The sequence below is a fragment of the Sphaerisporangium melleum genome (assembly GCF_014646695.1).
GTDB classification, from domain to species: domain Bacteria; phylum Actinomycetota; class Actinomycetes; order Streptosporangiales; family Streptosporangiaceae; genus Sphaerisporangium; species Sphaerisporangium melleum.
This window is the reverse complement of the sequence record NZ_BMNT01000016.1, coordinates 91,731-102,841: the sequence shown is the minus strand read 5'-3', so window position 1 is coordinate 102,841 and position 11,111 is coordinate 91,731. Positions and strand designations below refer to the sequence as shown.

Sequence of the window (11,111 nt, the reverse complement as noted above, 5' to 3'; positions counted from 1 at the left end):
CCCGATGTTCCGCACTTCCCCGACAAAGGAGAGAACGAGATGACCAACCCCTTCGACGACCCCGACGGCGTCTACTCCGTGCTGGTCAACGACGAGGGGCAGCACAGCCTGTGGCCGGACTTCGCCGAGGTCCCGGCAGGCTGGACCCCGGTCCATGGGCCCGCCGCCCGGCAGGAGTGCCTGTCCTACATCGAGGCGAACTGGACCGACCTGCGGCCCAGGAGCCTGCGGGAGCAGCAGGCCTGATCACGCCGGCGGCGTGAGACGGCGAAAGGGGCCGGGCCGCGAATTCGCTTCGCGGCCCGGCCCCTTTCCGTAGAGGGCGGGACAGGGTCAGGAGGCCGGCTGGGTGACCTCGGTGGCGGTGGACCCGTCGACGGCCGCGGCGAGCTGCGGCACCAGGCGGTCGAGGGTGTAGGGCAGGCTCAGCACCGAGACGAACGAGACGGCGTTGCCGTAGTCGCCGGTCTCCTTGACGAAGACCTCGCGGCCCTGCTTCACCACGTTCAGGTCGGCGTACAGCTTGTCCTTGTGCAGCTTGGCCGCGTCCGCCGCCGGGTCGGCGACGATCCAGACCAGCACATCGGTGTCCAGCAGGTCGGTGCGCTCCTTGCTGATGTTGGCGCCGAACGCGCCGCCGACGGCCTGCTCCAGGCCGGACGGCAGGGCGAAGCCCAGCGCGGACAGCACGCGCGAGCGGTTGTCCTGCGGGCCGTAGACGAAGATCCCCTCGTAGGGGGTGGCCATTACGGCGGTGGCCCCGGCGAAATCGGGATGCTCGGCCTTGGCGGCGGTGAACTCGGCCTCGACGCCCTCGACCAGCTTCTTCGCCTCGGTCTCCTTGCCGAGCGCCCTGCCGATGATCTCGGTCTGCCGCTGCCAGGGCACGCCGTAGTCGGCGAACTCCTTGGGCTGGGCCACCACCGGCGCGAGCTTGGAGAGCATGTCGTACTGCTCCTTGGTCAGCCCCGAGTACACCGCGAAGATCAGGTCGGGGGCCAGCGCGGCGATCTTCTCCACTTGTGGTCCGGTGCCGGTGTCCTTGAGCACGGCGGGGACGGCGGCGCCGCCCAGCCGGTCCGCGGCCCAGGGGCCGATCGCCCCCTGGTAGCCGCCGATCCACTCGGTGGTGGCGACCGGCACCGTGCCGAGGGCCAGCAGGGCGTCCTGGTCGGTGAGCCCGACCGTGACCACCCGCTTGGGCGGGGAGGCGATGGTGGTGGCGCCGTACTTGTGGTCGATGGTCACCGGGAAGGACCCGCCCTCCGGTGCGGCGGCGCCGGGCGCGGAGGAGGCCGCGTCGCCGGCCGTGCCGGAGCCGGAGCCGCAGGAGGCGAGGGCGCCGCACAGGAGCAGGGCGGAGGCGAAGGCCGCGGCGAGCCGGGCGCCTCTCGTGGAACGGAGCATCGAAGGTCCTCGATCGTGTCGTCGGGATGGTCGGTGGATTGCGGGCTGGGGAGGTCATGGCGTGCTGGAACGGGCGTCCGACCAGGACTCCCAGAGCGCGGCGTAGCGCCCGCCGGCGGCGCGCAGCTCGTCATGGCCGCCGGACTCCACGATCCGGCCGCCCTCCATGACGACGATCCGGTCCGCGGTCGCGGCCTGCGTGAGGCGGTGGGCCACCACCAGGGCGGTGCGGCCCGCGAGGGCCCGGTCGGCGGCCCGCTCCAGCGTGCGGGCCCCCGCGCTGCCCGCCTCGGCCGTGGCCTCGTCGAGCACGGCCACGGGAGGGTCGGCGAGGATCAGCCGGGCCAGGGCCACCTGCTGCCTTTGTGTGGCGGTGAGGCGGTGCCCGCCGTCGCCGACGACGGTCACCAGCCCCTCGGGCAGCGCGTCCACCCAGGTCAGGGCGTCCACGCGGGCCAGGGCCTCGCGCAGGTCGCCGTCGGAGGCATCCGGCCGGGCCAGCCGCAGGTCGCCGGCGAGCGGCCCGGCGAAGACGTGCACCTCCTGGGTGACCAGCACCACCGCCGGCCCGGGCCCGGCCGGCGCGGACACCTGGACCGAGCCCGCCGTCGGCCGGTGGATGCCGGCAATGAGCTTGGCGAGCGTCGTCTTGCCCGCCCCGGTGGCGCCGACGAGGGCGACCCGTTCGCCGTGGCCGACCACCAGGTCCACTCCGCGCAGCACCGGCCGTCCGGCCTCGTAGGCGTGCCGGACCCCGCGCACCGTGACGGCCGGCTCCTTCAGGCCGCCGCTCTCCCGCACTGCCTGCGCCGCGACCCCGGACGCCTCCGGCCCCTCGTCGGAGGGCCGGTCGGCCACGCCCACCAGCCGGGCCAGGCTCGCGGCGGCCGACTGCGCGTCGTCGAGCAGGACGAGCGCGGAATTGACCGGCGCGAAAAGGCTGTGGAAGTACAGCGCCGCGGCCGTCGCCGTCCCGATGGAGGCCGACCCCGAGCGCACCAGGAGGAACCCCGCGACCAGCACCGCCGCCAGGCCGGTGTACTCCGCCAGGTGCAGGCGGCTGTAGAACCGCAGCACCAGGCGCACGCCCCGCATGGTCAGCTCCACCGCCGACCACGAGCTCCGGGTCACCCGCCTGGCGTGTTCGTCCTCCAGCCGGAACGCCCGCACGGTGGAAGCGCCGCCGATGGCGTCCAGCAATCGCTGCTGCCGGACCCCGTCGGCGACGCGCTGCCGGCGGTACAGCGGCACGGCGTTGCGCACGTACCAGCGCGCGGTGTGCGCCTGGATCGGCACCGCCAGCAGCGCCGCGAGCAGGAACCGCCAGTCGAGCACGGCGAGCGCCCCGAAGGTCAGCACGATGGTCAGCAGCGAGCGGGCCAGTTCGGGAAGGGCGGTGCGCACGGCCTCGGCCACCAGCGAGACGTCCCCGGTCACCCGGGCGACCAGGTCGCCCGACCCGGCCCGCTCCACCTGGTCCAGGGGCAGCCGCAGGGCGCGCTCGACGAAGCGCTCACGCAGCCGGGCGAGCATGGACTCGCCGAGCCGCGACACCAGCGACAGCCCGAGCGCGGTGCCCGATCCCTGGGCGATGGCGACCAGCACCAGCGCGACGGCGGGCACGGTGAGCGCCTGCGGCGGACGCGACTCGGCGACCAGGTCGACGATGTGGCCGAGCAGCGGCTGGGTGAGCAGGCCGACGCCCGTGGCCGCGGCCAGCGCCGCGAAGGCGCCGATCGCCAGACGGCGGTGCGGTCGTGCCAGTTCCCGAGCGGCCGCCCAGGTTCGCGCCGCGCCGGCGGTGGGGAGCAGCACCCGCTCCGCTGACGGCGTCTCCTCGCTCATCGCCCCCGCCTCCGGCCGGTCGTGCACGACAGAGCAGGGGAGCGGCGGTGGCCGGCCGCGCGGGTCATGACAGCACCGCCGCGCGGTACCCGGGGTGTCGCCGTACCAGGTCGGCGTGCGTCGCCGCGTCGCCGACCCGGCCCTCGTGCAGCAGGATCACCCGGTCGGTCACCGCGAGCAGCGCGGGGCTGGTGGTGAGCAGGATCGTCGTGCGCCCGCGCCGCAGCTCGCGGATCCCGGCCGCGATGCGCGCCTCGGTGACCGCGTCGACCGCGGTGGTCGGGTCGTGGACGACCAGCACCGGGCGGTCGGCGGCCAGGGCCCGGGCGAGGGCCACGCGCTGCCGCTGGCCGCCGGACAGCGAGCGTCCGCGCTCGCTCACCACCGTGTCGGCGCCGCGGGGCAGCGCGCGGGCGATCTCGTCCGCGCCGGCCGCGGCCATCGCACGGTCCAGCGTGCCGGGCGGTGCGTCGCCCGGCATCGCCGCGGCGACGTTGTCGCGGAGGGTGCCCTCGAACAGGTCCGCCTCGTGCTCGGCGACGAGCACCGCCGCGCGGACGTCGGCCGGGTCCAGCTCACGCAGGGAGACGCCGTCCAGTTCGACCGTCCCGGTGCCGGGGTCGGCCTGGCGGCCGAGACACCGCAGCAGCGCCGTCGCGTCCGCCGGGTCGGTGGCGGCCACGCCGAGCAGTTCGCCGGGCGCCACTTCCAGGTCCACCTCGCGGAGCCCGCCGTGAGCGACCCCGCGCAGCCGTACCGCCCCCCGCACGATGCGCGGTGGCAGCGCGCCGCCCGCCGTGACGGCGGGCGGCGCGGCCAGGACCTCGGCGACGCGCCGCGCGGAGGCCCGTCCCTGGGCGAGGTCGGCGTTGACCCAGGCGAACACCTCCAGCGGGCCGAGCAGGAACAGGGCGAGCCCGAGCGCCGAGACCAGCTCGCCCAGGCTGATCCGGCCCTCGGCGGCCAGCCGCCCGCCGGTCAGCGCGACGAGCGCGATGAAGCATCCGGTGAGGGCGAGCACCACGCCGTTCTGCGCGGCCTCGGCCCGGGCCGCCCGCAGGGTCGCCACCAGCGAGTCACGGCTGGTACGGCGGTAGCGCGCGACGGCCGCCGGCTCCGCGCCGAGCCCCTTGAGCACCCGGAGCCCGGTCACCAGGTCGGCGGCGACGCCGGAGGAGTACGCCGCGCGCTCGCGCTCAGCCTCGCTGCGGCGCTCCAGGGGCTTGCCGAGCAGGTGCCCGAGCCAGAGCAGCAGCGGGGTGCCGAGCAGGACCACCAGGCCGAGGGGCACCGAGATCCGCAGCAGCACCACGGCGCCGACCAGCAGTCCCGCCAGCGCCGACGTCCCGGCCATCACCGCCATGGCGACGGCGCCGACCCGCTTGGCGTCCTCGGTCGCGATGGTCGCCAGCGCGCCGGGCAGCCTGCCCTGCTCGGCCCCGCCACCGGGGTGCAGCACACGCCGCACGAGTCGCGTCCGCAGCGTGTGGGCGGCCTGCTCGGCGGCCCGTTCGCCGGCCCGGGCGCCGAACCGGAAGCCGAACGACAGGCCCACGTAGACGACGGCGAGCACGGCGAGCCCGCGCGCCAGCGCCCCCGCGTCGCCCCCGGCGACGGCCTGGTCGATCACCACGCCGATCAGGACCGGGACCAGCGCCTCACCGGTCTGGTGCGCGGCGCCGAGGACCGCTCCGAGGGCGACGTCCCGCCGCTGTCCCCGGACGGCGCCAAGGAGGACCTCCCGCCCCGGCGCGCCGATCGGCCCGGCACCGGAGCCGCTCACGTGACGGCCGTCGGGGAGGCGGCCGCGGGGACGGGCGGGCGGGCCGCCGCGCCGGTGATCGACCGCACGATCTCCCCCGCCCGGACCGCCGTGGTCGACAGCAGCGTGGAGGTGATGCCGTGGGTGTGCTCGGTCGCGCCCTGCAGGTAGATGCCGCATCGCATGCCGGGGCCGGTGCGCACGCGGTGGTCGCGTCCCACCTGGAGGCCGCCGTGCTCGTCGCGCAGGCAGTACGCCCCGGCCGCGCCGAGCAGGTCCAGCGGATCGACCGGGCGGTACCCGGTCGCGTACACCACGGCGTCGGCCCGCAGCCGCTCCTCCCGGCCGGTCGCCAGCGAGCGCACGGTCACGGTGACGTGGGAGTCCTCTTCGCGCACCTCGCCGACGCGGGACATGTTCATGACGCGCAGGCGCTCGGTCCCGGCCGCGCGCTCCTCGTAGACCCGGCGGTACAGCTCGCGCAGCAGGTCCAGGTCGACGACCGCGTAGTTGGTGTTGGCGTGGTAGCCGAGCAGCATCCGCTTCACCCCCTCGGGGGCGTCGTAGAAGTCGTCCACCGCGGCGGGGTCGAAGATACGGTTGGCGAAGGGGCTGTCGTCGGCCGGGCTGTAGCCGTAGCGGGCGAAGACCGCGCACACCTCGGCCTGCGGGTATCTGGTGTGCAGGTGCTCGGCGACCTCCGCCCCGCTCTGCCCCGCGCCGACCACGACGAACCGGCGCGGCGGGGCCGGAAGGGCCGCCAGCCGGGAGAGCAGTTCCCGGCTGTGCCACACCCGCGCCCCCGGGAGGACTCCCTCCGGCAGCGCGGGGCGCAGACCCGCGGCGACCACCAGGTTGCGGGCCCGGTAGGTGGTGAGCTCGCCGTCCGGGCCGCCGCTCTGGACGACCACGTCGAGCAGCCGCACGACGCCGTCCGCGTCCTGCACCGGCCGCACGGTGACGACCTCGGCGCCGTACCGCACCTGGCCGGCGAAGTCGGCGGCCACCCAGGACAGGTAGTCGTGGAACTCCACCCGGGTCGGGTAGACGGTCTTGAGATTGATGAAGTCGGCCAGCCGGCCCTTGGCGTGCAGGTAGTTGATGAACCCGTGGCGGCTCAGCGGATTGCGCATGGTGGCCAGGTCCTTCAGGAAGGAGACCTGCATCGTGGCGCCGTCGATGAGCATGTCCCGGTGCCAGCCGAAGCGCGGCTGCTTCTCCAGGAACACGGCGTCCAGCGGGGCGCCGTCCCGCTCGGACAGGGCGACCGCGAGGGCGAGGTTGGACGGGCCGAAGCCGATGCCGGCCAGATCGTGGACGTGGGTCACGTCGTCCGCTCCTTCATGCGCGCGGTCCTTCCGTTCGTGCGATCGGCGTCGTGGGTGATGCGGAGGCAAAGATTAGGCACGGCTAACCTAAATTAGGTAAGGCATGCCTAAGTAATCATCGCGCCTCCATGGCTGTCAAGCTCTGTCCGGGCCTCTCCCGGTGCGGCCGGGGTCACCGGCGTCCCGCGCGCGAGGCGGTCATGGGTGATCTTCTGGTCGGGTCCGATCTGATGATCGAATGCGACAAATGGAATTATTTGCCCAGGTCACCGTGACCCTGGCCTTCTTGACGGGTATGGCGAAATTGATCCGTTCCGCGAAGGAAAACAGGAGGCGGTGAGGTCATGACTAGACCGACCGGCCTGGAAGCGCACCCCGACATCGTGGCGATGCGGGCCAAGTACGAGCGGGCCAGCTCCAGCATGGGGGCGCAGGTGATCGATGGGCTGTCGCTCTTGGCAGGCCTCTACCTGGCGATATCCCCGTGGGTGGTCGGATTCAACGGCCTATCCCGGCTGTCGGTGAGCAACCTGGTCACCGGGCTCGCCCTGGCCGCCCTGGCCCTGGGGTTCGCGTCCGCGTTCGGCAGGACGTACGGGCTGACGTGGATCGCCCCGATCCTGGGGATCTGGACGATCATCTCCCCGTGGGTCATCCGGTCCGCCACGACCGGTTCGATCTGGAACAACGTCGTCACCGGCATCGTCATCCTGCTGCTCGGCCTCGGCGCCATGGCGGTGGGCAGCCGGAAGATGCCGATGCCGATGCGCCACTAGAGCGGCGGCCGGAGGGTGCGGCGCCGCACCCTCCGCGCCGTTTCGCGCGGCGGCCCGGCGGCCCGCAACAGGCCGCCCGGCCGTTTGCCACGCTCAGGCCGGGTATGGGGTCGTGGTGGAGCTGCGTCAGAGCAACCCCGCCGAACCGGGCATCCGCCGCAGGCGCCGGGGACGCGGATTCAGTTATCACTGGCCGGACGGCCGGCCGGTGCGCAACGAGCGCACCCTGAACAGGATCAGGGCTCTCGCCATCCCACCGGCATGGCATGACGTCTGGATCTGCCGCGAGGCCGAGGGCCACATCCAGGCCGTCGGCACCGACACCGCCGGACGCCGCCAGTACCGCTACCACGACGTGTGGCGGGAGGAGCAGGACCGCGCGAAGTTCGACCGGGTGTGCCGGATGGCCGCACGTCTGCCGGCCTTCCGGGAACGCGTCGGCAAGGACCTCGATCGGCGCGGCCTGCCCCGCGACCGCGTCCTCGCCGCCGCGGCCCGGATGCTGGACATCGGCTTCTTCCGCGTCGGGGGCGAGTCCTACGACTCCTACGGGCTCGCCACCCTGCGCACCGAGCACGTGCGCTGCGGCGACGGGCAGGTCGTCTGCGCCTACCCGGCCAAGGGCGGCAAGCTCAGGGAGGTCCGGCTCGTCGACGCCGACGTCTGCGAGATCGTCACCACGCTGCGCCGCAAGGGCGGCGAGGGGGAACTGCTGCGCTACCAGGAGGGGTCCACCTGGGTGGACGTCCGCAGCGAGGACATCAACGCCTACCTGCGCGAGACCATGGACTTCGAGGTCACGGCCAAGGACTTCCGCACCTGGCACGCCACCGTGCTGGCGGCGGTGGGCCTGGCCGTCTCCCTGCGGGCCCACCACCGGACCGGCCGCAAGCGGGCGGTCAGCCGCGTCATGAACGAGGTCGCCGACTACCTGGGCAACACCCCGGCCGTCGCGCGGGCCTCCTACGTCGATCCCCGGGTGATCGAGGCCTTCGAGCGGGGACGCACCATCGAGCGGGCGCTGGGCCGGCTCGGCGCCGGGGTCGGCTTCGGCCGGCTCGCGACGCACGGCGAGGTCGAGCGCGCCGTGATCGGCCTGCTCCGCCGCACATAGCAACTCCCGGCCGGCGCCGGCCCCGGTGCCGGGACACGCAAGCCGAGAGCAAGGAAGGGGACACCGCCATGACCGAACTGAAGGACCTGCGGCCGGCCGCGAACCCATACGACTCCCGCTCGACCGCGGAGCTGGTCAGGCACCTGTCGGAGGACGTGTCCCGGCTGGTCAGGGACGAGATCCGCCTGGCCACGCTGGAGATCACCACCAAGGGCCGCAAGGCGGGGTTCGGCGCGGGATTGTTCGGCGGAGCCGGGGTCGTCGCGCTGTACGGCGGCGGGGCGCTGGCCGCCGCGCTGATCCTGCTGGTGGCCCAGGTGCTCACGCCCTGGATCGCCGCACTGGTCGTCGGCGTGGCGCTGCTGGTCGTCGCGGCGGTGCTCGCGCTGGCCGGCAAGAGCCAGGTGAAAAAGGCCGCGCCGCCGCTTCCCAAGGAGACCCTGCGCAGCATCAAGGCCGATGTCGACGCCGTGAAGGAGAGTGCACACCGATGACAGAGGATCCCATCCTCCGCGCCACCCAGCGCCCCACCGCGGGCGAGGTCGGCCTGCACCGCCAGGAGCCGGGGACGGCGACGCCGGAGTCCGCCGGGCCCTCGCTCAATGTTCCCGAGGTCCACGCGCCGCACAAGCCGTACGTCAAGCCCGTGGTCAGCCACGGCAGGGGAGACCCGCTCGCGGGGCTCGCCGGCACCCCCGTCCGGGCCGCCGCGGAACCGGAGGAGTCCGGCGAACCAGGCGGAGCCGGGAGTGTCGCGACCGGACCCGCCCAGGCGCCGCCGGACGGCCGGAGCGGGCACGGCCGCACGGCCGAGGCCGACCGGCTGCGCGACGACATCGAGCGCACCCGCGAGGAGCTCGGCCGTACGGTCGAGGCCCTGGCGCACAAGGTCGACGTGAAATCCCGCGCCCAGCGCAAGATCGCCGAGACCAGGACCGCGGCCAAGGAGAAGGCCGCCGGGATGGCCGACCGGCTGCGCGGCGGCGGCCGCTCCCGCCCGTCCGGCGCGGGCACGGAGGCGGGGGCCGCCGGCCCGTCGGCCGAGACCGCTCCCGGCCGGCTCAAGGACATGGCGGGGCAGGTCTCCGAGCAGGCACGACGCCGCCCAGAAATGATCATCGCCGCGGGTGCCGCCACCATGGCCGGAGTCGGCCTGCTCACCTGGGCCCAGCGGCGCGTCCGCCCGGGCACCGCGCACCAGGCCTGGCACGCCGCCCGGCGAGCCCGGGCCCGCGCGTCCGGCCGGCGCGGCTGAGCCTGGACGACGGCCCCCGTGCCGGCCGGGCCGGACGCCCGGTGGGCGAAGGGGGCCGCCGGGACGGTCCTGGAGCGGTGATGAGCGCGGAAACGGCGGGTCATGCGGCGCGTGTCGCCGCCCTCGTCGCGGGCGTGCCCCGCGGAGGATGAGATCGGCGCCGCCCGGCGCCGCCGTTTCCGCGGGACGGCGCGGACCGCCGCCCATCCCACCGCCCGCCAGTGGGCCGCGCCCCGCGGGCGGCGGATCCCACGAGGTGACCCGCATGCCGCTGCACCCGAACACCGACCCCGAGCTGGCCGTGGGGCTGTCCCGCGCGTTCGTGCCGCCGGTCGACTTCGCCCGGTTGTCCCCGGACGAGCTGCCCGAGCTGCGCCGCCGCATGGCCACCGGGTTCACCTCCGCGCCGCGGCCGGCGGGCGCCGTCACGGTGGAGGACCATCGGGTCCCCGGGCCGGACGGCGCGCCCGAGATCCGGGTCCGCGTCTACCGGCCGCGCGGGCGGGGCGGCGCGCTGCCGTGCCTGTACTGGATGCACGGCGGCGGCATGGTCCTCGGCCTGCTGGAGATGGAGGACGCCCGGCTGTCCGCCATCGCCGGGGAGACCGGCTGCGTCGCGGTGTCGGTGGAGTACCGCCTGGCGCCCGAGCACCCGCACCCCGCCCCGGTCGAGGACTGCTACGCCGGCCTGGTGTGGACGGCCAAGAACGCGGGCGACCTCGGCGTCGACCCCGGCCGCGTCGCCGTCGGCGGCTCGAGCGCGGGGGGCGGCCTGGCGGCGGCCATCGCCCTGCTGGCCCGCGACCGCGGCACGCCTGCGGTCGCCTTCCAGCTTCTGCTGTCCCCGATGCTCGACGACCGCGGCACGACCCCCTCGTCCCGGGCGTTCGAGGACGCCGTCATGTGGAACCGCGCCGCCAACACCTTCGGCTGGCGCGCGCTGCTGGGGGAGGCGGCCGGCGGCGCACAGGTCTCGCCGTACGCGGCGCCCGCCAGAGCGGAGGACCTCTCAGGGCTGCCGCCGGCCTATCTCGACGTCGGCGAGCTGGAGATCTTCCGCGACGAATGCCTCGGTTACGCCGCCCGCCTGGTCCAGGCGGGGGTGTCCACCGAGTTGCACCTGTATCCCGGGGCCTTCCACGGCTTCGACGCGCTGGTGCCCGGCGCCGAGCTCAGCCGCGCGGCCGCCGCGCGGCGTCTGGCCGCACTGCGCCGCGCGTTCGCCCGCTGAGGACGCCGCTCCGCCCGCCGGCGAGCCGAGGTCAGGCCAGTAGGCGGGCCAGCAGCGCGCCGCAGCCCCCGGCGGCGAGCCCGGCCGCCACGCTCACGGCCACGTTCAGCACGGCGGGCAGCCGCCCGCCGTTCTGGGCCAGGCGCAGCGTCTCGTAGCCGAACGTCGAGTACGTGCTGAGCGCGCCGCAGAACCCGCTGCCGAGCAGCGCCATCACCCCGTCACCGGCCGGCAGCGCGGCGAGGAAGCCGAGCAGCGCCGAGCCGGCCACGTTGACGGTCAGCGTGCCGAAGGGGAAGGCCGCGTCGTGCAGGCCCTGGACGGCGAGGTCGGTCAGGTAGCGCAGGGGGGCGCCCACGGCGGCGCCGGCGGCCACGAGAAGCACGGTCACGA

11 protein-coding genes are annotated in these 11,111 nt (G+C 74.8%); 6 read left to right on the top strand and 5 right to left on the bottom strand.

Annotated features, from left to right (window positions below):
* The first annotated feature begins 39 nt into the window (after positions 1 to 39).
* Complete coding sequence (locus tag IEY93_RS15975) at positions 40 to 246, top strand: MbtH family protein (RefSeq protein WP_189163847.1); 207 nt, start codon at positions 40 to 42, stop codon at positions 244 to 246.
* A gap of 87 nt (positions 247 to 333) precedes the next feature.
* Here IEY93_RS15975 and IEY93_RS15970 read toward each other — a convergent pair whose 3' ends face one another.
* The 4 genes from IEY93_RS15970 to IEY93_RS15955 form a co-directional block, all read right to left on the bottom strand.
* Positions 334 to 1,407: an iron-siderophore ABC transporter substrate-binding protein gene (locus IEY93_RS15970; RefSeq protein ID WP_189163846.1), complete on the bottom strand. Its 1,074-nt coding sequence runs from the start codon at positions 1,405 to 1,407 to the stop codon at positions 334 to 336.
* Between the two features lie 54 nt (positions 1,408 to 1,461).
* Positions 1,462 to 3,252 (bottom strand): ABC transporter ATP-binding protein, encoded by a 1,791-nt coding sequence (locus tag IEY93_RS15965; protein ID WP_189163845.1) that lies wholly within the window; start codon positions 3,250 to 3,252, stop codon positions 1,462 to 1,464.
* Positions 3,253 to 3,316: 64 nt separating this feature from the next.
* Complete coding sequence (locus IEY93_RS15960; protein ID WP_229691174.1) at positions 3,317 to 5,035, bottom strand: ABC transporter ATP-binding protein; 1,719 nt, start codon at positions 5,033 to 5,035, stop codon at positions 3,317 to 3,319.
* Entirely contained in the window at positions 5,032 to 6,342 is a 1,311-nt protein-coding gene (locus IEY93_RS15955) for a lysine N(6)-hydroxylase/L-ornithine N(5)-oxygenase family protein (protein ID WP_189163844.1), read from the bottom strand. Before IEY93_RS15955 ends, IEY93_RS15960 begins: the two co-directional genes overlap by 4 nt.
* A gap of 344 nt (positions 6,343 to 6,686) precedes the next feature.
* Here IEY93_RS15955 and IEY93_RS15950 point away from each other — a divergent pair, with 344 nt between their 5' ends.
* From IEY93_RS15950 to IEY93_RS15930, 5 genes are all read left to right on the top strand, one after another.
* Entirely contained in the window at positions 6,687 to 7,118 is a 432-nt protein-coding gene (locus IEY93_RS15950) for an SPW repeat protein (protein ID WP_189163843.1), read from the top strand.
* Between the two features lie 115 nt (positions 7,119 to 7,233).
* Positions 7,234 to 8,232 carry a DNA topoisomerase IB gene (locus IEY93_RS15945; protein ID WP_189163842.1) on the top strand — a complete coding sequence of 333 codons (999 nt, stop codon included), beginning with the start codon at positions 7,234 to 7,236 and terminating at the stop codon, positions 8,230 to 8,232.
* A gap of 68 nt (positions 8,233 to 8,300) precedes the next feature.
* On the top strand, positions 8,301 to 8,726 hold the full coding sequence (locus tag IEY93_RS15940; protein WP_189163841.1) for a phage holin family protein: 426 nt from the start codon (positions 8,301 to 8,303) through the stop codon (positions 8,724 to 8,726).
* Positions 8,723 to 9,487 (top strand): DUF3618 domain-containing protein, encoded by a 765-nt coding sequence (locus tag IEY93_RS39350; RefSeq protein ID WP_189163840.1) that lies wholly within the window; start codon positions 8,723 to 8,725, stop codon positions 9,485 to 9,487. The genes IEY93_RS15940 and IEY93_RS39350 overlap by 4 nt, the downstream gene beginning before the upstream one ends.
* A 265-nt stretch (positions 9,488 to 9,752) precedes the next feature.
* Positions 9,753 to 10,718, top strand: coding sequence for an alpha/beta hydrolase (locus IEY93_RS15930; protein WP_189163839.1), 966 nt, complete (start codon positions 9,753 to 9,755; stop codon positions 10,716 to 10,718).
* 31 nt (positions 10,719 to 10,749) lie between these two features.
* Here the strand turns inward: IEY93_RS15930 and IEY93_RS15925 are convergent, their stop codons facing one another.
* Positions 10,750 to 11,109: a fluoride efflux transporter FluC gene (locus IEY93_RS15925; RefSeq protein ID WP_189163838.1), complete on the bottom strand. Its 360-nt coding sequence runs from the start codon at positions 11,107 to 11,109 to the stop codon at positions 10,750 to 10,752.
* Positions 11,110 to 11,111 lie beyond the last annotated feature (2 nt).

What these genes read in the sequence shown, in the direction of transcription:
- IEY93_RS15975 (WP_189163847.1), top strand. Translation starts at nt 40, where the DNA reads ATGACCAACCCCTTCGACGACCCCGACGGCGTCTACTCCGTGCTGGTC.
- IEY93_RS15970 (WP_189163846.1), bottom strand. Translation starts at nt 1,407, where the DNA reads ATGCTCCGTTCCACGAGAGGCGCCCGGCTCGCCGCGGCCTTCGCCTCC.
- IEY93_RS15965 (WP_189163845.1), bottom strand. Translation starts at nt 3,252, where the DNA reads ATGAGCGAGGAGACGCCGTCAGCGGAGCGGGTGCTGCTCCCCACCGCC.
- IEY93_RS15950 (WP_189163843.1), top strand. Translation starts at nt 6,687, where the DNA reads ATGACTAGACCGACCGGCCTGGAAGCGCACCCCGACATCGTGGCGATG.
- IEY93_RS15940 (WP_189163841.1), top strand. Translation starts at nt 8,301, where the DNA reads ATGACCGAACTGAAGGACCTGCGGCCGGCCGCGAACCCATACGACTCC.
- IEY93_RS39350 (WP_189163840.1), top strand. Translation starts at nt 8,723, where the DNA reads ATGACAGAGGATCCCATCCTCCGCGCCACCCAGCGCCCCACCGCGGGC.
- IEY93_RS15930 (WP_189163839.1), top strand. Translation starts at nt 9,753, where the DNA reads ATGCCGCTGCACCCGAACACCGACCCCGAGCTGGCCGTGGGGCTGTCC.